This is a genomic window from Hypericibacter sp. (genome assembly GCF_050729195.1).
Taxonomy (GTDB): Bacteria; Pseudomonadota; Alphaproteobacteria; order Dongiales; family Dongiaceae; genus Hypericibacter.
On record NZ_JBOHKS010000008.1, the window covers coordinates 1 to 19,316 of the forward strand.

At 66.3% G+C, this 19,316-nt stretch carries 27 protein-coding genes and 1 tRNA gene; 15 read left to right on the forward strand and 13 right to left on the reverse strand.

Annotation, left to right across the window (positions count from 1 at the left end; translation table 11 throughout):
* Positions 1-295: 295 nt before the first annotated feature.
* The 5 genes from ACREE8_RS00310 (at position 296) to ACREE8_RS00330 (ending at position 3,754) form a co-directional block, all read left to right on the forward strand.
* Positions 296-979 carry an alpha/beta hydrolase gene (locus ACREE8_RS00310; RefSeq protein ID WP_431570973.1) on the forward strand — a complete coding sequence of 228 codons (684 nt, stop codon included), beginning with the start codon at positions 296-298 and terminating at the stop codon, positions 977-979.
* Between the two features lie 128 nt (positions 980-1,107).
* Positions 1,108-1,671, forward strand: a complete 564-nt coding sequence (locus ACREE8_RS00315; protein ID WP_431570974.1) for an HNH endonuclease — start codon at positions 1,108-1,110, stop codon at positions 1,669-1,671.
* A 118-nt stretch (positions 1,672-1,789) separates the two neighbouring features.
* Positions 1,790-2,101: a hypothetical protein gene (locus ACREE8_RS00320; protein ID WP_431570975.1), complete on the forward strand. Its 312-nt coding sequence runs from the start codon at positions 1,790-1,792 to the stop codon at positions 2,099-2,101.
* A gap of 1 nt (position 2,102) precedes the next feature.
* Positions 2,103-2,720: a DUF1007 family protein gene (locus ACREE8_RS00325; protein WP_431570976.1), complete on the forward strand. Its 618-nt coding sequence runs from the start codon at positions 2,103-2,105 to the stop codon at positions 2,718-2,720.
* Positions 2,717-3,754 (forward strand): nickel/cobalt transporter, encoded by a 1,038-nt coding sequence (locus ACREE8_RS00330; protein ID WP_431570977.1) that lies wholly within the window; start codon positions 2,717-2,719, stop codon positions 3,752-3,754. Before ACREE8_RS00325 ends, ACREE8_RS00330 begins: the two co-directional genes overlap by 4 nt.
* Here the strand turns inward: ACREE8_RS00330 and ACREE8_RS00335 are convergent.
* The 7 genes from ACREE8_RS00335 to ACREE8_RS00365 all read right to left on the reverse strand — a co-directional run bounded on the left by ACREE8_RS00335 (position 3,751) and on the right by ACREE8_RS00365 (position 8,931).
* On the reverse strand, positions 3,751-4,560 hold the full coding sequence (locus ACREE8_RS00335) for a metal ABC transporter permease (protein WP_431570978.1): 810 nt from the start codon (positions 4,558-4,560) through the stop codon (positions 3,751-3,753). The two genes, ACREE8_RS00330 and ACREE8_RS00335, sit on opposite strands and share 4 nt — an antisense overlap.
* Positions 4,517-5,317: a metal ABC transporter ATP-binding protein gene (locus tag ACREE8_RS00340; protein ID WP_431570979.1), complete on the reverse strand. Its 801-nt coding sequence runs from the start codon at positions 5,315-5,317 to the stop codon at positions 4,517-4,519. Before ACREE8_RS00340 ends, ACREE8_RS00335 begins: the two co-directional genes overlap by 44 nt.
* 14 nt (positions 5,318-5,331) lie before the next feature.
* Positions 5,332-6,207 (reverse strand): metal ABC transporter solute-binding protein, Zn/Mn family, encoded by an 876-nt coding sequence (locus tag ACREE8_RS00345; protein WP_431570980.1) that lies wholly within the window; start codon positions 6,205-6,207, stop codon positions 5,332-5,334.
* Between the two features lie 374 nt (positions 6,208-6,581).
* Positions 6,582-7,175 (reverse strand): demethoxyubiquinone hydroxylase family protein, encoded by a 594-nt coding sequence (locus ACREE8_RS00350; RefSeq protein WP_431570981.1) that lies wholly within the window; start codon positions 7,173-7,175, stop codon positions 6,582-6,584.
* 30 nt (positions 7,176-7,205) lie between these two features.
* Entirely contained in the window at positions 7,206-7,697 is a 492-nt protein-coding gene (locus tag ACREE8_RS00355) for a disulfide bond formation protein B (RefSeq protein ID WP_431570982.1), read from the reverse strand.
* Positions 7,698-7,857: 160 nt separating this feature from the next.
* Complete coding sequence (locus ACREE8_RS00360; RefSeq protein ID WP_431570983.1) at positions 7,858-8,286, reverse strand: SRPBCC family protein; 429 nt, start codon at positions 8,284-8,286, stop codon at positions 7,858-7,860.
* Between the two features lie 63 nt (positions 8,287-8,349).
* A complete protein-coding gene (locus ACREE8_RS00365) occupies positions 8,350-8,931 on the reverse strand; it encodes a YqaA family protein (protein WP_431570984.1) in 582 nt (193 codons plus the stop codon).
* 159 nt (positions 8,932-9,090) lie between these two features.
* On the opposite strand from ACREE8_RS00365, the gene ACREE8_RS00370 reads away from it, so the two are divergent.
* A tRNA-Leu gene (locus ACREE8_RS00370) sits at positions 9,091-9,177 on the forward strand.
* 41 nt (positions 9,178-9,218) lie between these two features.
* Here ACREE8_RS00370 and ACREE8_RS00375 read toward each other — a convergent pair.
* Positions 9,219-9,995, reverse strand: a complete 777-nt coding sequence (locus ACREE8_RS00375) for a hypothetical protein (RefSeq protein ID WP_431570985.1) — start codon at positions 9,993-9,995, stop codon at positions 9,219-9,221.
* A gap of 37 nt (positions 9,996-10,032) precedes the next feature.
* The gene (locus ACREE8_RS00380; RefSeq protein WP_431570986.1) at positions 10,033-10,524 is read right to left on the reverse strand and encodes a GAF domain-containing protein; all 492 of its coding nucleotides are present in this window, start codon (positions 10,522-10,524) and stop codon (positions 10,033-10,035) included.
* 169 nt (positions 10,525-10,693) lie between these two features.
* Between ACREE8_RS00380 and ACREE8_RS00385 the strand changes: the two genes are divergently transcribed.
* From ACREE8_RS00385 to ACREE8_RS00405, 5 genes are all read left to right on the forward strand, one after another.
* Positions 10,694-10,975, forward strand: a complete 282-nt coding sequence (locus ACREE8_RS00385; protein WP_431570987.1) for an ArsR/SmtB family transcription factor — start codon at positions 10,694-10,696, stop codon at positions 10,973-10,975.
* Between the two features lie 97 nt (positions 10,976-11,072).
* Positions 11,073-11,822 carry an SDR family NAD(P)-dependent oxidoreductase gene (locus ACREE8_RS00390; RefSeq protein ID WP_431570988.1) on the forward strand — a complete coding sequence of 250 codons (750 nt, stop codon included), beginning with the start codon at positions 11,073-11,075 and terminating at the stop codon, positions 11,820-11,822.
* 328 nt (positions 11,823-12,150) lie between these two features.
* The gene (locus ACREE8_RS00395) at positions 12,151-12,408 is read left to right on the forward strand and encodes a hypothetical protein (RefSeq protein ID WP_431570989.1); all 258 of its coding nucleotides are present in this window, start codon (positions 12,151-12,153) and stop codon (positions 12,406-12,408) included.
* A gap of 2 nt (positions 12,409-12,410) precedes the next feature.
* Positions 12,411-12,959 carry a YgjV family protein gene (locus ACREE8_RS00400; RefSeq protein ID WP_431570990.1) on the forward strand — a complete coding sequence of 183 codons (549 nt, stop codon included), beginning with the start codon at positions 12,411-12,413 and terminating at the stop codon, positions 12,957-12,959.
* A 74-nt stretch (positions 12,960-13,033) separates the two neighbouring features.
* A complete protein-coding gene (locus tag ACREE8_RS00405) occupies positions 13,034-14,413 on the forward strand; it encodes an FAD-binding oxidoreductase (protein WP_431570991.1) in 1,380 nt (459 codons plus the stop codon).
* 82 nt (positions 14,414-14,495) lie between these two features.
* Here the strand turns inward: ACREE8_RS00405 and ACREE8_RS00410 are convergent, their stop codons facing one another.
* From ACREE8_RS00410 to ACREE8_RS00420, 3 genes are all read right to left on the reverse strand, one after another.
* The gene (locus ACREE8_RS00410; RefSeq protein ID WP_431570992.1) at positions 14,496-14,873 is read right to left on the reverse strand and encodes a hypothetical protein; all 378 of its coding nucleotides are present in this window, start codon (positions 14,871-14,873) and stop codon (positions 14,496-14,498) included.
* A gap of 93 nt (positions 14,874-14,966) precedes the next feature.
* Positions 14,967-15,749: a cobalamin-binding protein gene (locus ACREE8_RS00415; RefSeq protein WP_431570993.1), complete on the reverse strand. Its 783-nt coding sequence runs from the start codon at positions 15,747-15,749 to the stop codon at positions 14,967-14,969.
* Between the two features lie 124 nt (positions 15,750-15,873).
* A complete protein-coding gene (locus ACREE8_RS00420) occupies positions 15,874-16,428 on the reverse strand; it encodes a TetR/AcrR family transcriptional regulator (protein ID WP_431570994.1) in 555 nt (184 codons plus the stop codon).
* A gap of 237 nt (positions 16,429-16,665) precedes the next feature.
* On the opposite strand from ACREE8_RS00420, the gene ACREE8_RS00425 reads away from it, so the two are divergent.
* Genes ACREE8_RS00425 through ACREE8_RS00440 form a run of 4 tightly spaced genes read left to right on the forward strand, consistent with a single transcriptional unit; the run spans position 16,666 to position 19,041 of the window.
* The gene (locus tag ACREE8_RS00425) at positions 16,666-17,160 is read left to right on the forward strand and encodes a DUF1772 domain-containing protein (protein ID WP_431570995.1); all 495 of its coding nucleotides are present in this window, start codon (positions 16,666-16,668) and stop codon (positions 17,158-17,160) included.
* A gap of 50 nt (positions 17,161-17,210) precedes the next feature.
* On the forward strand, positions 17,211-17,792 hold the full coding sequence (locus ACREE8_RS00430) for a methylated-DNA--[protein]-cysteine S-methyltransferase (protein WP_431570996.1): 582 nt from the start codon (positions 17,211-17,213) through the stop codon (positions 17,790-17,792).
* Between the two features lie 12 nt (positions 17,793-17,804).
* A complete protein-coding gene (locus ACREE8_RS00435; protein WP_431570997.1) occupies positions 17,805-18,656 on the forward strand; it encodes a helix-turn-helix domain-containing protein in 852 nt (283 codons plus the stop codon).
* A 10-nt stretch (positions 18,657-18,666) separates the two neighbouring features.
* A complete protein-coding gene (locus ACREE8_RS00440) occupies positions 18,667-19,041 on the forward strand; it encodes a VOC family protein (protein ID WP_431570998.1) in 375 nt (124 codons plus the stop codon).
* A gap of 18 nt (positions 19,042-19,059) precedes the next feature.
* Here the strand turns inward: ACREE8_RS00440 and ACREE8_RS00445 are convergent.
* Positions 19,060-19,316, reverse strand: a 257-nt coding sequence (locus ACREE8_RS00445) for a DUF188 domain-containing protein (RefSeq protein ID WP_431570999.1), incomplete at its 5' end; no start/stop codon positions are given.

Consider the following 19,316-nt stretch of genomic DNA (forward strand, 5'->3'; position numbering starts at 1 on the left):
TCCCCCTACCCCCTCCCGCAAGGGCTATCGGATTCACACATCTCAAAAATCGACTCTGCATCAAGGCCTTACGGTTGCCTCAGCATGGGAAGACTTGAACGTCCTGCTTTGATGCGACCTTTGAAATGACTCATCTTTTTCTTGTCCGTTGGCGCGCTCGGATGAGATGTGTGAATGCCATAGCCCGCAAGGGGAGGGGGTAGGGGGAGGGTCTTCGCACACCCTCGCTGGTTCGCGGCGCGCGATTGCGCTACCAAGGCGGCTTCGCATTGGCCATGAGGGAGCAGTGCCCGCCATGAACAGTTCCGTGGATCTCGACGGCCCCGTCGTCGCGCCGGTTTCGGGCGGTGCGCCGCAACAGCTCGTGGTGCTGCTGCATGGCTATGGCGCCGATGGCAACGACCTGATCGAGCTGGCGCCGCATTGGGCGCGGCTGTTGCCGGACGCGGCCTTCATCTCGCCCCATGCCCCGTTTCCTTGCGAGGCCTCGCCCTATGGCCGGCAGTGGTTCGGTTTCGAGGGCCGCGACAATGCCGCGATCTATGCGGGTGTGCAGGAAGCGGCTGGCATCCTCGATCGATTCCTCGATATCGCGCTGGCGCATTTCGCGGTGCCCGCGGAGCGGATGGCGCTGGTCGGTTTCTCGCAAGGCACGATGATGGCGCTCCATGTGGCCCCGCGCCGCGACAAGGCGGTCGGCGGCATCGTCGGCTATTCCGGCCGTCTGATCGGGCCGGAGCAGCTCGCGGCCGAGATCCGGTCGCGACCCCCGGTGCTGCTGATCCATGGTGACGCCGACCCGGTGGTGCCCTTCGCCTCCATGGCCGCGGCGGCCGCGACCCTGACCGCGCTCAAGGTCCCGGTCACGACCGAGCGCCGGCCGGGCCTGCCCCATGCGATCGACCCCGATGGGCTCGCCAAGGGCGGCGCGTTCCTGGCCCGGGTTCTCTCCGGACAGGCTGCCGCGGCAAAGGGTTAGGTCATTCGGATGACAGCGACATGACAGGCTGAGGCCCCAAGCCACGCTACATCTTGAGTTTTTTGCGCTGCTCCCTTACTTCTTGTGGTAGGCAGCTCCCTCGAGCTGGCCTGATCAAGGGTGGTTCGGTGTTCGCATCGCCTGACAGTTGCCCGGCCCTGGTTCTCAACGCCGACTTCCGGCCGTTGAGCTATTTCCCGTTGTCGCTGTGGCCTTGGCAGGAAACGGTCAAGGCCGTGTTCCTCGACCGCGTCAACATCATCTCCGAATATGAGCAGGTGGTGCGCAGCCCGAGTTTCGAGATGCGGCTGCCGAGCGTCATCTCGCTCAAGGAATTCATCCCGCTGGCGCGCCGGCCCGCTTTCACGCGGTTCAACGTGTTCCTGCGCGACCGGTTCAGCTGCCAATATTGCGGCGAGCATCAGGCGGCCCACGACCTGACCTTCGACCATGTGATCCCGCGCTCGCGCGGCGGCCGCACCACCTGGGACAATGTCGTCGCCGCCTGCCAGCACTGCAACCTGCTCAAGGGCAACCGCCTGCCGAAGCAGGCGGAGATGTTCCCCGTGACCAGACCCTACCAGCCGACCACCTTCGAGCTGCAGGAAAATGGCCGGGCTTTCCCGCCCAATTATCTGCACCATAGCTGGCGCGACTTCCTCTACTGGGACAGCGAGCTGGAATCGGCCTGAGCGGCGGCTCGTCCGCCCGGTCTCGCGGATGGCTGCTTATTAATGTCCGCCTGCTTTGCGGCCGCGTGATCGCGGCGTTAGACTCAAAGCTCATCTTGGGATGGAGCCGATGCAAGCCATGAAGGCGATCTTGACCCGCCGCCAGCTTCTGGCCGGCGTGGCGCTGGGGAGCGTGGGTGTCGGCCTTGGCGCGCGCGCCGCGCGGGCCTTCTCGATCGAGCCGATGACGGCGCCGGTCTCCAAGGCTTATGGGCTGGCCTGCCAGCCGACCGCGGCCCCGGGCATCGACCATCTGCAGCTCATCGCCGACACCCGGGCCCTGCTCCAGGGCGAGATCGCCCACGGCCTGAAGCCCGCCGACGCGCAAGAAGTCGTGGTCTGTCCGCTCTGCGGCTGCAGCATCACCGTCACTGCCGACGCCAGCTCCTGAATTGCGCCGCCCGTTCCCTGCCGGGCTCGCGCGCCGGGCGGTTCCGGCCCTCACCCTTCTGCTCGGCCTGGGCCTGCCCTCGATCGCCTGGGCGCATCCCCATGTCTTCATCGACAACCGCGTCACCTTCCTCTTCGCCGGCGGCAAGATCGTCGGCTTCCGCGAAAACTGGGTGTTCGACGAGATCTTCAGCGACGAGCTGTTGGGGGATTTCGACAAGGATGGCGATGGCCGCCTCAGCAAGGCGGAGAGCGACGGGGTCGCGGAGGGGACGATGCCCAACATGGATCAGTATCGCTACTTCACCTATGTCTGGGTCGATCGCAAGGATCTGGGCAAGATCAAGCCCACGGATTTCCATGCCAGCGCGAAAGACAAGCTGGTGACGTTCGATTTCCTGATCACGCTGCCCAAGCCGGTCGATCCCCTGAAGCAGGACTTCGCGGTCGAGATCAATGACCGCACCTATTTCGTCGAGGTGCTGCTCGCCAAGGACAATCCGATCAAGATCGAGGGCCTCAAGGAGTTCTCCTGCGCGCCGGTCGTGACGATGGACAAGAAGAACGCCTATTACGGCGGCTATGTCATTCCCGAACAGATCAAGCTGACATGCAAATGAGCGGAGGTTCGTGGCGGCCGATGGCGGCGCTCCTGGCGATGCTGCTCGCCGTCATTCTGCTGGGGATGCCGTTGACCGCCTCGGCGCAGGACAATCCGCTGTTGGGCAGCAGCGCGCCGGCGGCCTCCGACAGCGCCGCCGCGGCACCCTCCGCCCCGGGCGACGAGGCGGCGTCTGAGAGCGAAGGATTTCTCCATCGCGTCGAAGGCTTCATCATCAAGACCCAGCGCGACATCAACCGCGAGATCAACCGGCGCCTCATCGCGGTGCGCGACGGCCAGGGCATGGGCGTGATCTGGGCCGGGCTTTCGATCGCCTTCCTCTATGGCGTGTTCCATGCGCTGGGGCCGGGCCATGGCAAGACCGTCATCGTCGGCTATTTCCTGGGGCGCGGCGGCAGCATCGGCCGCGGAGTCGCGATGGCGGGATGGATCGCGCTCAGCCATGTGGTCGGTGCCATCGTCATCGTGCTGATCGTGCATATCATCCTCTCGAACAGCTATGTGACGCCGGTCGAGGAAGTGACCTGGCTGCGCTTCGTCAGCTACGCGGCGATCCTGGCGATCGGGCTCTTCATGCTGGTCTCGGCGATCCGCAATCGCGGCGGCCATGCCCATTGCCACCATGATCATGGGCAGGACCATGATCACGACCATGGCCATGGCCATGATCACGACCATGACCATGCGGCCGTCGCCAAGGCGGGTATGATTCGGCGCGCCGAGCAGCGCTTGCTGGCGGTCGCCGCGGGCTTCATCCCCTGCTCGGGTGCGATCCTGATCCTGGTTTTCGCCTTCACCAACGGCATCGTGCTGATGGGTGTGCTGATGGCGCTCGCCATCGCGATCGGGATGGGAATGACCCTGGCGGCGCTCGGCATCGCCAGCGTCGTCGCGCATCACCAGGTCACCTCGCGCATCGCGGCGGGCGGCGGCGCTTCCGTGGCCCTGTCGCTGCTGGGCCCCGCTTTGATCACGCTGATCGGGCTGCTGCTGCTGAGTGGCGCGATCCTCGATCCCGGCGCGGGTTTCTAACGGCGCAGCAGCGACGCGAAATAGACCGCGGCGCTGAGGGCGGTGATGCAGAAGCTCACCGGCCAATCGCTGTAGTAAGCCAGCGTGACACCGCCCCAGGCCTCGGTCAGCGCCAGCAGCGCCGCCAACGCCACGCCCATCCTCAGACGCACGGTCAGCCGCATGGCCGCCGCGGCCGGCCCCACCATGAGCGTGAAGACCAGCAGCACGCCGACGATCTGGGTGCAGGCGGCGACTGTGAGCGCCACGATGCCGAGGAAGAGCAGCGACACCAGCTGCAGCGAGACGCCCTTGGCCTCGGCCATGTCGGGCTGGAGGCTGGCGAAGAGCAGCGGCCGCGCGATCGCGGCCAGGGCGGCGAGGCTGACCAGCCCCAGCGCCACCAGGTCCCAGAGAGTTTCGTGACTGACGCCCAGAACATTGCCGAACAGCAGGTTCGTCACCTGCGTGGCATAGGCGGTGTAGTAGTGCAGGAACAGCAGCCCCAGGCCCATCGAGAGCGACAGCACGATGCCGATGGCGACGTCGCGCCCGCTCAAGCGCTCGCCCAGCATGCCCATGGCGAGCCCGGCGGCGACGGTGAAGCCGACCATGCCCCAGAGCGCCGGGATCCCGATCAGGATGGCGCCGGTGGCGCCGGCGAAGCCCACATGCGACAGCGCATGGCCGGCGAAGGTCTGGCCGCGCAGCACCAGGAAATAGCCCACCGTCCCCGCCACGAGCGCGACGATGCCGCTCGCGGCGAAGGCGTTGCGCATGAAATCATAGGTGAGCATCGTGCCGATGCTCCGCATGTTCGAGGTCATGCCCGTTGGCCATGACGAAGATCCGGCTGCCGAGGCGGATCACCTCGATCTCAGACCCATAGAGTCGCGACAGGACCGGGCCGGTGATGACCTTCTCCACGCTGCCGAGCGCCGCGTGGCCCTGGCCCAGATAGAGCACGCGGTCGATTACATCCAGGAGCGGATTGATCTCATGCGCGCTGAAGAGGACGGTGATGTCGAGCTCACGCTGCAGCTTTCGCACCAGCTCCAGCACATGCTGCTGGTGATGCGGATCGAGGCTGATCAGGGGCTCGTCGAGCAGCAGCAGGCGCGGCCGGCCCAGCAGGCATTGCGCCAGCAGCAGGCGCTGGCGTTCGCCGCCGGAAAGGTCGGCGAGCGCACGGGGGGCGAGATCGCCGGCGCCGACGGCCTCGAGCGCCCAGCCCACCTCGCGCTGCAGCTCAGGGCCGCTCCAGGGTAGGCCCCAGCGATGGCCATCGACGGCGCTCGCGACGAAGTTCCAGCCGCTGAGCCGCAAGCCCGCGACGGCGCGATGCATCTGCGGCAGATAGCCGATGGCGGGATTGCCGCGCCGCGCGGGCTCGCCCAGCACACGGATCGTGCCCTGGGTCGGGCGAATCAATCCCAAGAGCGCGCGCATCAGGCTCGTCTTGCCGGCGCCGTTGGGCCCCAGCAGGCCGATGAATTCGCCCTGGTCGATCGTCAGGCTGATGTCGGTGAGGATCTTCCGTCCGCCGAGCCCGATCGTGACGTGATCGAGATGGATCGCGCTCAAGATGATCTAACGATTCATGACGCGGGTCCCGACATCGCCTTATCGAGGCGGGTCAATTCATCCATCATCCAGCTCTGATAGGTCATGCCGGCCGGCAGGGTCTCAGTGACGCCGATGATCCCGACACCCGATTGCTGTGCCAGCTCCTTCAGCTTCTCGGTCATGTCGTCGGTCACCTGATCGTTATAGATCAGGACCTTCACCTTGCGGGTCTTCAGATCCTCCTGGAATGCCGCGAAATCGGAGGCGCTGGGCTCGGTGTCGTTCATGACCGAGATCTGGAAGCTCTGGTTGCGCATGTCATAGCCGAGCGCGTCGATCATGTAGCCGAACACCGGCTCGGTCGCGGTGACCGCGTCGCCCGCATGTTTCTGCTTCATCTCGGCGATCTTCTGCAGCATGGGCTGCAGCGAGGCGTCGAAGGCCGCGAGGCGCGCCTCGTAGTCGGCCTTGTGGGCAGGATCGCGGCTGGAGAACTCGGCCGCCAGGGCCGCCGCCACCGCCGGCATGGTTTGCGGGTCGTACCAGATATGCGGGTTGTCGCCGGAGACGCGATGGACCAGGTCGGCCGCGACGATGACCTTGCGGTGATCGGAGGGCGAGGCCGCGAGCAGCGACTTCACCCAGGGGTCGTAATCGGCGCCGCTATAGACGACCAGCTCGGCATCCGCGATCTGGCGGGCCGTCGAGGGGCTCGCCTCGAAGTCATGCGGATCCTGGTTCGGGTTGTTGAGGATGCTGACGACCTCGACCTCGGGCCCGCCGATCTGCTGCGCGATGTCGGCATAGAAATTCTCCGCCGCCACGACCTTGATCGAAGCGCCCGCGAAACTCGTCCCGGGCATGAGGGTGAAGAGGGCGGCGGCCAGTGCCAGCGCGAATTTTCTCATGATGCTTTCTCCTCGGCCCCGAATGAGTCGCCGGCGGGTGGCCCCTGCCGATCCCCGCGCAGCGCAGACGGTAATGTTATATCATAACGTCTGTCAAGCGCGGTGGAGTGCTGGCAAAGGCGATGGGGCGGTACGAGAAAAGAGGCGGGTCGAAAACCTCGCCTCCCCTGTCATCCTGGCCCCCGCGTCGGGCCGTAGGCCCGCGCGAAGCTAAACTCCGGCCAGGATCTCATGAACACCCACCGAGCAGGATTGGGCGCGGTCCGTGTTCATGGACGCCGGCCGGAGCCTGTCCTCGTGCGGGCTTAAGGCCCGACACGGGGGCCGGCATGACGAAGCACGACGAACCGTGTTTGTCTTTTGGCGGCCGAAGCCTAGATCCGCTCCGCCAGCCAGATCGCGAGGCGCGATCCGGTCTTTACCGCGGCGGTCAGGGCCGGATAGGCGGGCGCGCGCTCGGCACCTTCCGCCAGTGCCGTCGCGCGATGCTCGAGCTCTTCCTTGCGAAAGCTCTCGATGTCCGCCTTGAGCGGCGCTTCTTCCGGCGGCAGCTTGGCGAGCTGCTGGCGATAATGCCCGTCGATCACTTCCTCGACGGCGACGGTGCAGGCCATCGCCGCCTCGCGGCCGAGCATGGCGGTGGCGGCGCCCAGCGCGAAACCCGCCACATGCCAGAGCGGCTGCAGCAGCGTGGGACGCGCGCGGCGCTCGACCATGAGCTCGTCGAAGCGCTGCAAGTGGCGGCGCTCCTGCTCGGCCATATGCTTCAGCTGCGGGTCGGGACCCAGCACCGCCATCTGGCCTTCATAGATTCGCTTGGCACCATATTCGCCCGCCTGATCGACGCGGATGATGCGATCGAGCAGCGCCTCGGGCTCGAGATCGCCCGGCAGCCGCTGACGGCGCGGCTCGCTATAGGCGTCGCTCGCTTCCTGGTCGCCGGGCCGATCGGGCTGATCGATGCTCATGCCGAGACTCATAAAGCCAGGTCGCGCCGCTCAGATGCGGCGGGCCTGCCAGAGGGAGAAGGCGCCGAGCGCGCCCGAATAGAGGATATTGTAGCCCGCCATCGAGATGCCGAACAGCGACCAGGCGATCTCGTCGCAACGCACCACGGGAGCGGCGAGGATCGCGGCCTCGAAATCGGCGGCGCTCATGCCGGCCTTGATCTTGGTGGTGCAGGCGGAGGTTCCCTCCCACCAATGCTGCTCGACGCCGACATGGAAGATGGCGATGCCCGCGCCGACGAGGGCCGCGGCCCCGGCCAGATAGAGAAACAGCCGCGCCGCGCGGGGCTTGGTCTCGAGGAAGATGCCGGGGATCGCCAGGATGCCCGCCGCCACCAGCGCCCAGCGCTGATCGAGACAGAGTTCGCAGGGCGAAAGCCCGCCCCAATATTGCGAGGCCAGCGCCACGAGAAGTGGCAGCAACGCGCCCAGGAGAACGAGCGTGGCGGCACGGGCCGGGGTGAGCGAGCGCAGACTGAGCATCGGCGGGGAGCCTAGCGGGCCTCGTCCCGGCCGCCTAGAGGCAATTGGGCGCAGGATCCTTTGGCGAACGACCAGGAACGCCGCCGACGCACCCGCTTTATGACAAGAAGGCGTCTTTCTATCCGCGCTTTCACCGGTGAGCTGTGGAAAAGAATCCCTCTCAGGCGACGAGACGTTCGAGCTTGTCGAGCGCGCCGCTCCAGCCGTCGGTGTGACTGTCGCGCGTGGCATCGTCGACGAACTGGTCATGGGTCAAGGTCAAGAGCGTGCCGTCGCCGTCGCGCTTGAGCGTGACCGTCACCCGCGACACTTCGTCGGGCGTGGGCTTCCAGGCCCAGCTGAAGACCAGCTTCTCGTTGCGCACCAGCTCGCGATAGACGCCGCTCACGTCATACTCGACGCCGTCGGGCCCGCGCATCAGCACACGGAAGCGCCCGCCGACACGCGCATCGGCCTCGGTGATGAGCGTCTCGAATTCCGCCGGCGACCACCAATGGATCATCATCTTCGGGTCGGTCCAGGCTTGATAGACCTTCGCGGGCGATGCTTTGAGCCGGCGCTTCAAGGTCAGGCTGGCGTTGGCTGGCATGGTTCCTCCTCCAGAACAGAGTCAGGGGCGGCCATCATTGCTCACGTCGGAAATCGACTCTCGTCAGATGACATAGCGCACGATCAGGAAACCGCCAACGATCGCCAGGAGAAAAGCCGTGGCCACCAGCGTGAGGCGGCGTTCGACAAAGTCGCGGATCGGCTCGCCGAAGCGGCGCAGCAGGGCCGCGACGATGAAGAAACGCAAACCCCGCGTGACGATCGAGGCCAGCACAAAGACGGGGAAATCGAACGCCGCCGCGCCGCTCGCGATGGTGACGAGCTTATAGGGGATCGGCGTCAATCCCTTGATGAGGATGATCCAGAGGCCCCATTCGCCATAGGCCCGCTTGAAGGCCTCGAACTTGTCCTGATAGCCGTAAAGCTGGATCAGCGACTGGCCCAGCGTCTCGAACAGGTAATAACCGATCGCGTAGCCGAGGATGCCCCCCAAGACCGAGGCGATGGTCGCGACCAGCGCGATGCGCCAGGCGCGGTCGGGGCGCGCCAGCACCATCGGCACGATCATGGCGTCGGGCGGGATCGGAAAGAACGAGCTCTCGGCGAAGGAGACGAGCCCCAGGACCGCGAGGGCGTTGGGCCGCGAGGCAAGCCCCATGGTCCAGTCATAGAGGCGACGCAGCATGGGGCGGGGTTCCGGCCTTAGGAAAGGTGCCCGCTCCTGTAGCAGGGGCGCTAATCCCCGGCAAGACTGGCCAAATCTGCCCTCTCATGGTCACGCGGCCGGTTGAGGTTGCCTTGGCCCGCGCGCTGGGTATGATGCGCGCCGTTCGGCAGCGGTTAAGCCCCTCTGGCGGAACTGGTAGACGCACGGGACTCAAAATCCCGCGCCAGCAATGGCATGTCGGTTCGATTCCGACGGGGGGCACCAACCGGCCGTTTGGCCTCGGCGCCGGCTTCTCCCGATCTCCCTCAGTCCGTCGACGCCAGCCTCTTCAGCGCCTCCGAAACGGCGATGCGGCGATAGGATTCGGTAACGACGCCGTCCCGCTTCAGGCTTTCGCGCCGCCGTTCGGCGAACGCGCGTTCTTCCTCGGTGACATCGTTGTCGCGCTCGCGCAGCCAGTTCACATAGGAGGGATCGGTCTCCTTGACGAGGCGCTTCGGCGCTGCGGCGGCAGGACGCGGCGTGGCCGCGTAGACCGGCCGCAGGACGCGGCCCGGATTATATTCGGTGCGCTTGTCCTTGCCCGCGATCCGGATATCCGGGTTCGCAACGCGCCCGGAAGGGTGATAGGCGAAGGCCGAGACGATCCGGTCCAGCGCCGCATCTTCTTCCTTCGGGCGATGCTGGATGTCGCGGGGCGCGCGATCGGGAACCGCCAGCCGGGTGATGCCGCGGTCGTTGATCGCATCGAGGATCTCGCGGTGATCGGTCGACAGCATGACCTCGCGCCGCGCCGGCCAGAAATCGTAAGGCGCATGCGCGCCATGCCCCTTGCCGATATGGAAGGCATAGATCTCCGGATAGATCTTGAGCTCCCGGCGCCGGCTGGGCTTGATGTCGTAGAAGGAGGTGATCGCGATCTGCAGAAGGTGGGTGGCGCCGACGCCGCCCAGGGATTCGTCGATCACGAGACCGAAGCGATCATGCAGGTTCCAGTCCGGCAGTGCGTCCGCGATCGAGGCGGGCCGGCCCTCGATCTCGACCTCGAACATCTCGCCCGCCAACAGGGTCGCTACATGCATTCGCCACCTTCGTCGCGAGGGGCTTCGTCCCCGCTCTTCACCAGTCGCTGGCCGACATGTAGATGGCGGCGATCCGTTCCACCCCGGCCTGGTCGTCGGCATCGAAGCGCCCCGGCAGCGGGCTGTCGATGTCGAGCACGCCGCGAATGACGCCATTGCTCGCGAGGGGCACGACGAGTTCCGAGCGCGAGGCGGCGTCGCAGGCGATATGGCCGGGGAACTCATGGACGTCTTCGACCAGCACCGACTGCGCGCGGGCGACCGCCGTGCCGCAGACGCCCTTGCCCACCGCAATGCGCACGCAGGCCGGCTTGCCCTGGAAGGGCCCGAGCACGAGCTCGCGGTCGCCCTGCAGGAAATAGAACCCGGCCCAGTTGACATCCGGCATCGCGTCGAAGAGCAGGGCCGCCGTGTTCGCCGCATTGGCGATCCGGTCGGGCTCGCCCGCGAGCAGCGCCGTCAGCTGCTCGCAGAGATCCCGGTAAAATTCTGGCTTGCTGCTGCGCGCGATCGCCCTGGTCTGCAACATGGCGGCCCTCGCCCTCCGAATCCTCGCCTTATCTCGATCTCGATCCTAGGCCGGGTCTCCGCAAGGGCGCAACCTGCCGGCCGGGTGGTCCGGCCGCTGGGAAAACCCGGATATCGCCCCATATCTGCGGTTCTCGACATTCGATTCCCAACGAGCTTACGCTGACGCGATGACAACCCGCCTGACCGAGAAACAGTTCGCCAGGATCTCCCGCGCGCTCGCCGAACCGCGGCGCTATCAGATCCTGCAGCAAATCGGCGCCCGCGCGGAACCCACGCCCTGCGGCACGCTGCACCAGATGCACGACATCGCCGCCGCCACGCTCTCTCATCATATCAAGGAGCTGGAGACGGCGGGCCTGGTCGGGATCGTTCGTGACGGCAAGTTCATGAACCTGGTGTTGCAACGGGACGTGTTGCGCGCCTATCTGGATCGCCTCGCAAAAATCTGACGTCTGACACCGCCGCACCGGCTTGACATCGCAGATCCAATACTTAGATGGTTGTCTAAATGTCGAATCGACATTTGGAAAACCAGGAGAATTCGAAATGAGTGAGCTGACAGGGAAGGTGGCCATCGTGACCGGGGCCTCGAAGGGCATCGGCGCCGGGATCGCGAAGAGCCTGGGGGAGGCGGGGGCTTCCGTCGTGGTGAATTACGCCTCGAGCCGGGAGGGCGCCGACCGCGTGGTGGCCGCAATCAAAGGCAAGGGCGGCAAGGCCATTGCGGTGCAGGGCGACGTGTCCAAGGCGGCCGATGTGAGGCGCTTGTTCGACGAGACGAAGAAGGCCTTCGGATCGCTGGACGTGCTGGTGAACAATGCCGGCGTCTTCGAGTTCGATCCGTTGGAGAAGGTCACCGAGAGCGAGTTCCACCGCGAGTTCAACATCAACGTCCTGGGCTCGATCCTGGCGATCCAGGAATCGCTGAAGCATTTCGGCCCCGAGGGCGGCAGCGTCATTAATATCAGCTCCGTCGCCAGCACCAACCCGGTAGCGAACTCGGTGATCTATTCGGCGACCAAGAGTGCGCTTGATTCCGTCACGCGAGGGCTGGCGAAGGAGCTGGGATCGCGCAAGATCCGCGTGAATGCGATCGCGCCCGGCGGTGTCGAGACTGAAGGCGTTCACCGCATCGGTCTGATCGGCAGCGATTTCCAGAAACAGATGGTCGCGGCGACGCCGCTCGGACGCCTCGGCCAACCGGACGACATCGCGCGCGTCGCGGTGTTCCTCGCCTCCGACAATTCCGCTTGGCTGACGGGTGAGCGGATCACCGCTTCCGGCGGCTACGTCTAGGCCGCGCCGGGAATCTCGCCCCAGCTCGAGCGCTGACGCCAACGTCAGTGCTCGAGCCGCGCATCGAACAAAGAGTCGGAATTTCCCCTCGGACCGGTCGGCAGCACGCTGCCGGCCCGAGTTTTTCTTATGCCCCGCTGCCGTTACTTGGGATTTCGGTCTCTTTTGTGACAGATCGCAGTCCTATGGGCTTCGGCTACAGAGGTAACCGCTTCTCTCCTTCCTGAAATCATCGAGCAGCGCGTCTCCGGAAATCTGCGTCCCGACAACAAGGGCACGACCTCGAGGTCGCCTCTTGCGGACCCCAACAGCTCCGGAGGGCCAGACGATGGAATTTCAGGAGAAGCAATCGCTCTACCGTGCCGACGGCGTCTCGATCGCCGTGTTTCGCCGCCGATCCCGCGGCTTTCATGCGCGCGCAATGCTGGCGGCGATGGGTCGCGCCATCGCGGAGCTCTACCGCACCGGACGCGACCATCATGTCCAGCTCCGCATGAATGACCGGCAATTGCGGGATATCGGCCTCCATCGCGTCGACACCGCGCTTGGTTCACGAATCGCGCCCCTCAATGATGGGGAGTGGTGATCATGTTGGACCCTGTTCCGATGGGGGACGGCGCCTGGATCTGCGGCTTGCTGGCCATGGCCGGCTTGATCGCCTGGCCCGCGTTCCAGTCGCGCAGCACCATGCTGACGATCCAATTCGGCGCCCTGACCCTGCTGGTCCTGCATTACGCATTGATCGGCGTCGTCACGGCGGCCGTCATGAACGCGTTGGGCGCCACCCAGATCGCGGTGTGTCTTTTCCTCGGCACGCGGCCGCGGCTGCAATGGATCGGCTATGCGCTGGCCGTCGTCATGGTCGCCGCCAGCATCGCGACCTGGCAGGGATTGGTTTCGGCGCTTGCGACCGCCGGCATGGTGCTGGTGGCCGTCGGTCGGGTGCAGACCAACGTCAACCTTTTTCGCGTCATCGTTCTCGCCGGCGGCCCGTTCTGGCTCGCCCATGACCTTTTGATCGCATCGCCCGTCGCGGCGGCAGACGCGCTCAGCCTGGTCATCGGTTTGGGCGCCTTGGCGCGCCAACGCCTCCGGCCGATGCCGATGGCCGCGAAACGGCTCGTCTCTTCGCCATAACGCGCGGCACCGCCATCCGCGGCGGCGCGCAGCCGACCGCGGGTTTCTTTCAACAGCAGATCATGGGGATCAGCATGAATGTGAAGTTTTGCATGACCGAGGCCGCCAAGATTGCGGATCTCCGGGACTCTCTGACGCGAGGCGGAGCCGTCGTGCTCAGCTGGGGCGACCAGGAATTTGCCAAGGCGCGCGCGGTGTGGAACGGCGCCGTCGCTCACGAGCCGGCGCTGGTGATCCGCTGCCAGACCGTCGCCGACGTGCAGTTGGCGGTGATTGCCGCCCAGGCCCATCGGATGCCGCTCTCCGTTCGCGGGGGCGGCCATGACTGGGCCGGTCGCGCCTTGCGGCATGACGGTCTCGTCCTCGACCTCTCGGCCCTGCGCCAGGTGACGGTCGATGCGACCGCCAAGGTCGCGCGCGTGGCCGGTGGGGCGACGGCCGCGGATGTGAGCGCCGCGGCCGGCCGCTACGACCTCGCCGCCGTGACCGGCAATGTCGGCGCCGTCGGTATGGCGGGATTGTTGCTGGGCGGCGGCTATGGCCCGCTGACGACGCGCTTCGGATTGGCGCTGGACAATCTGCTCGGCGCCGAGATCGTTCTCGCCGACGGCCGGCTCGTCATCGCCGATGCCACGAAGAACGCCGACCTGTTCTGGGCTCTTCGCGGCGGCGGCGGCAATTTTGGCGTGGTCACGTCGATGCGCCTGCGCCTGCATCCCGTCAGCGAGCTCCTCGCCGGCCTGATGCTGTTTCCCTGGTCCGAGGCGAAAACGGTGCTGCGTGGCCATGCGAAGCTGATGTCGTCGGCCCCGGATGAGCTCTCGGTGCTGGCGGGTTTGGTTCCAGCACCAGACGGCAGCCCGCTGGTCTTTCTCGGGCCGATCTGGAGCGGCGAGCCCGGGATGGGCGGGGAGATCATGGATCGATTGACCTGCCTCGGCACGCCGATCGTGAGCCGGATCGGCCCCATGAGTCCGTCCGACCTTCTCGCGCTCTATGACACGCATATCGTGAATGGCCGCCACTACGCTCTGCGCACGCATTGGCTGGCCGATCTCACGCCGGACGTCGTGGGGTTGGTGGTCGCGGCGGGCGCGGCGCGGACCTCGCCCCATACGCTCATCGCCCTGCATCACTTCCACGGGGCCGGCACCCGGATTCCGCCGGGCGCCACGGCGTTCGGGGAACGGCGCGCGCATTACATGATCGAGATCATCGCCGCCTGGGAGCCTGCGGACGCCGAAGACGGCGCCCGGCACCGGCAATGGGCCCAGGATCTCTCGTCGAACCTGGCGCCCCTGGCCTTGCCGGGCGGCTATCCCAATTTCCTCACGGCCGAGAATCGCGAGCAGCTGGCCGCCGCCTATGGGGCCAATGGCTCCCGGTTGCGGGAGCTCAAGCGGCGATACGATCCCGACGATGTGTTCTCATCGGCGATCCCGATTCCGGAGTGAGCAGCAACCCAGGGCTTGGGCGGTCAGCTGCAGCAAGCCTGTTCGCGGGGCGCGCAGCCCGCGGCGGCTGGCGGACGGGACCTTACTGGCTCGAGGCCCCCGGCTGATAGGGCGCGATCGCGGGACAGGTCCGCAACGCGTCGATCTGGAACTGGACCTGATCATCCATCGGCGGTCCGATGCCCTGCTCGGAGCTTCCCTCGAGGAGCGCCTTGCGCCAGGCCGGCTGCAGATGCTTCGTGCCGACCTTCGCCAGGCATCCGCAATTGGCTTTCACCTGGTCGGGTGTCTGGCCGAGCTTGCCCTGCTGCAGGCATCGCGATTCGAGGACCTGCTGAATCTGCTGGTTCTGCTGATTGAGCGCCACGTCGTCGGCGCGTACGCCGATGGTAACGAGGCCCGCCAAGCCAAGCCCAAGCATGACGCCGCGCCAGCAACTGCCGGCGGAAATGTCCGACATCGCGATGTCCCGTCTCGGATGAGAGGCAACCCCTGCCCTTAAGACTACTACGATCGGGCCGAGCAGCGGCAGAGGTTTCGATCCGGTTCCCTGTCAGGAGGGACGCCGCAGGGCCGCCAGGATCGCGTCGATTCCGTCGGTCAGGGCCGCCGGACCCGGCTGCAGGATGATCGAGGATTTGATCTCGTGGATGCGGCCCCCGGCGATAGCGGGGATCGTGTTCCAACCCGGCCGTTCCCTGATCTTCGCCTTTGCGACCTTCTTGCCGCACCAGGAGGCAAGGATGATGTCGGGCGCCGCGGCGATGACAGCATCCGAGGTGACGATGCGATCCTTGGCAGCGGCCTTCCGCGCGCGATCGGCGAAGACATCGACGCCGCCCGCGATGCCGATCAGCTCCGAGACCCAGCCGATGCCGGAGATCATCGGCTCGTCCCATTCCTCGAAATAGACGCGTGGCCGCGAGAGACTGCGCTCGCCTTCGCGCTGGATGGCCGCGAGCCGCTCGGTCAGCGTGTCGGCCAGCCGGTTGGCCTTGTCGGCGGCGCCCACCATCGCGCCCAGCATGCGGATCATGGTGAGGATCCCGGCGACGTTGCGCTGGTTGAAGCCATGGACCGCGACGCCCCGCCTGATGAGCTCGGCGGCGATCTCCGCCTGGAGGTCGGAGAAGGTCAGCACCAGGTCCGGCTTCAGCACCAGGATCTTGTCGATCTTCGCCGAGGTGAAGGCGGAGACGCGCGGCTTGTCGCGTCGCGCCTCGGGCGGGCGCACGACATAGCCGGAAATGCCGACGATGCGGTCCTGCTCGCCGAGGAGATAGAGCGTCTCCACGGTCTCCTCGGTCAGGCAGACGATGCGCTCAGGAGGAAACATGGTCGCGGGCTTGTCCTTTGGGCGGCCTGACGGCACTGGCCGGGCGCGATCCGGCTCTCGTCATTATCGAGGATGACCTCTCCCGCCCGTTCTTCGATTGACGTGATTATACAGGATTTTCTCCCTAGCCAGGAGCGAGCTCCCGCATGACCATTCGCTTGTAGCTCGCCACCAGCCGGTCGCCTTCGGCGCGCTCGACGGAGATGGCGAGGCGCATGGTCGCTTCGCCGAGCTGCATGACGAGGAAGGCTTTGGAGTCGAGCTGCTCGCGATCGGCGCCGGGATCGAGCCGCGCCAATGTCGCCGCCAGCACCGCGCCATTGGCACGGCTGTCCGCAAGCTCGATGTCGCGCAAGCCCTTGTCGGCCTGCGTCCCCGACCAGATGTCGCGCATCACCGGCTCGGCCAGGAAGATCGCGTAGTAGGTGTCGATCAGCCCGCCGAAGGCGGTGCGGAAACTCGCGATGTCGCGCACGTCTGCGAGGCCCGCCTCGATGCAAGCGCGGCCTTGCGTGTTGTAGCGCTCGGCCAGCCTGCGGATGATGGCACCCTTGTCCGGGAAATATTGATAGAGCGAGCCGATCGAGATGCCGGCCTTCTCGGCCAGCTCCCCCATGCGCATCGCGTCGCTGCCTTGCGCCGCGATGAGCTCGGTCGCGGCGGCGAGGATCCGCTCCACCCGCGCGCGGCTCCGCTGCTGCGTGGGCGCGCGGCGGAGAGGGGAGGGTTCTGCGATGGGAGCGGCAGACGACATGCGAGCCTTTCGATCCCCCTCTTTAGTCACTCCGGCCCCCGGGCCCGGGGTGACGTCGCTTCGCGGATTCTTAGAACCAGCGAAGCGACGTCACTTGACTCTCAAAATATGAGAGTTTATCACATTTGTAAATGTGAGATTTCCTCATATCTGGAGACACCCATGACCGACCGGCTGATCACGGGCCTGATCTTCCTCTCGGCCCTCGGTTCCGGCCTGGTCGCCGGCACCTTCTTCGCCTTTTCGACCTTCGTCATGGGCGCGCTGGCGCGGCTGCCGGCGGCGCAGGGCATCGCCGCGATGCAGTCGATCAATATCGTGGTGATCAACCCCCTTTTCATGGGCGCGATGTTCGGCACGGCGCTCGCCTGCCTGGCGCTCGGGGTGGCCGCGATCGCGGGCTGGGGCGAGCCGCGCGCGATCTATCTGCTGGGCGGCGGGCTGCTTTATCTGGTCGGCACGGTGCTGGTGACGATGGTCTTCAATGTGCCGCGCAACGATGCGCTGGCGGGCCTCGATCCGAACAGCGGCGAGGCCGGGTCGCTCTGGATCCGCTATGTCGCCGAATGGACGAACTGGAACCATGTCCGCACGGTGGCGGCGCTGGCGGCCTCCGCGGCTTTCATCCTGGCCCTGCGGTTGCCCGCGGCCGATTAGCAAGATTCGGCAAGTCCGGATCAGGCGCCGGCGCTAGACTGGCGGCCATCATGACGAGGCAGAGCTATATCCTGTTCGACACGGCCATCGGCCGTTGCGCCATCGCCTGGAGTCCACAGGGCGTCGTGGCGTTGCAGCTGCCCGAAGCGAACGACGGGGCCACCCGCGCGCGGCTGCGCCGGCGTCATCCGGGTCTCGAGGAAGCCGCGGCAGCGCCACCGGAGATCCTGCAGGCGATCGCGGCGATCGTGGCGCTGCTCGAGGGCGAGGCGAACGATCTGACCGATATCGCCCTCGACATGGCAGCGGTGCCGGACTTCAACCGCCAGGTCTATGAAGTCGCGCGCCGGATCCCGCCGGGCCGGACCCGCAGCTATGGCGAGATCGCGACCGAGCTCGGCGACCGCCTGCTGGCGCGCGATGTCGGGCAGGCGCTCGGCCAGAATCCCTTCGCGATCATCGTGCCCTGTCATCGGGTGATGGGCGCCAATGGCAAGGTCGGCGGCTTCTCGGCCAATGGCGGCGTCGAGACCAAGCTGCGCATGCTCACCATCGAGGGCGCGAAGCTGGGGAGCGCCCCCACGCTGTTCGACAGCCTGCCGGCGATGGCGCGGCCCGCACGGCGGCGCTAGAATTCCCTCGCCATGCTGATCAAAACCCTGCTGCAGGGCCCCTCGATCGGGGCCATCGACTATCGTTGCACGGCGGGCCCGGGCGATCGGCCCTTCGCCGAATGCCATGGCGGCTATAGCGTCGCTTACTTGCGCAAAGGCAGCTTCGGCTATCGCGCGCGCGGCCGCTCGCATGAGCTGATCGCTGGCTCGATCCTGATCGGCCGCCCCGGCGTCGAATATGTCTGCACCCACGATCATGTGCATGGCGACGAATGCCTGGCCTTCGATCTGGCGCCGGCGCTGGTCGAAGCGATGGCGCCGGCCGGGGCCGGCCTCTGGCATCTGGGCGCCCTGCCGCCCTTGCCCGAGCTGATGCTGCTGGGCGAGGTGGCGCAGGCCGCCGCCGAGGGCCGCAGCGATGTGGGCCTCGCCGAAGCCGGCATGGCGCTGGTGGGCCGGGCGGCCGCGATCGTTTCCGGGCAAAGTCCCGCTTCGCCACAGGCGAGCCCACGCGACCGCCGTCGCGCCGTCGAGGCGGCGCTCTGGATCGAGGCGCATGCGCATGAAGCGATCGACCTCGACGATGCGGCCGCCGAAGCGGGCTTGAGCGCGTTCCATTTCCTGCGGCTGTTCCGCCGCGTGCTGGGCGTGACGCCGCATCAATATCTGGTCCGGTCGCGGCTGCGCCGCGCCGCGAGGCTGCTGGTGGAGGGCTCGCGCCCGATCACCGAGATCGCCTATGAGGTCGGGTTCGCCGACCTCTCGAACTTCGTGCGCAGCTTCCATCGCGCGGCCGGCTTCTCGCCGCGCCGGTTCCGCAAGGCGGCGAAGGGCGATCGCAAGTTTCTCCAAGAACGGATGACGGCGAGCCTTCTAGAATGATCCTCCATCGATGGAGGACATCATGTATGACCATGTCGGATTGAAGGTGAAGGACGTCGAGGCCAGCGCCCGTTTCTACAAGGCAGCATTGACGCCGCTGGGTTACGGCCTCGTCTCGCAAGACGCGTCGGGCGCCGGCTTCGGACCGCCCGATGCGCCGGCCTTGTGGCTCCAGCGGGCCGACAGCGGAAAAAGCGGCGGCACGCACGTCGCCCTTAGCGCGGCCGATCACGCCGCGGTCGATCGTTTCTACAAGGAAGGCATGAAGGCCGGCGGCCGCGACAATGGCAAGCCGGGCCCACGCCCCGACTACAGCCCGACCTATTACGCGGCTTTCATGATCGACCCCGACGGCAACAATATCGAGGCGGTCTGCCTGAAATAGCGCGTTGCGGGCTGGGGCTTACGGACCGGGGCTCTTTTGCTGCTCGCGCTTGAGGGACTGGATCGTCTGATCCAGCGCCTCGAGGAAGCGCGAGCGATCCTTCTTCGAGAAGCTGGGCCCGCCGCCGCGGATCTCGCCGCTGTCGCGTAAATATTCGTTGAGGTCGCGCATCGCCAGCGCCATGCCGATGCCGCTCTCGGTGAAAGGCTTGCCGGTGGGACCCAACACCCGCGCGCCGCGCTCGAGGCAGCGGGCGGCGAGCCTGATGTCGGCGG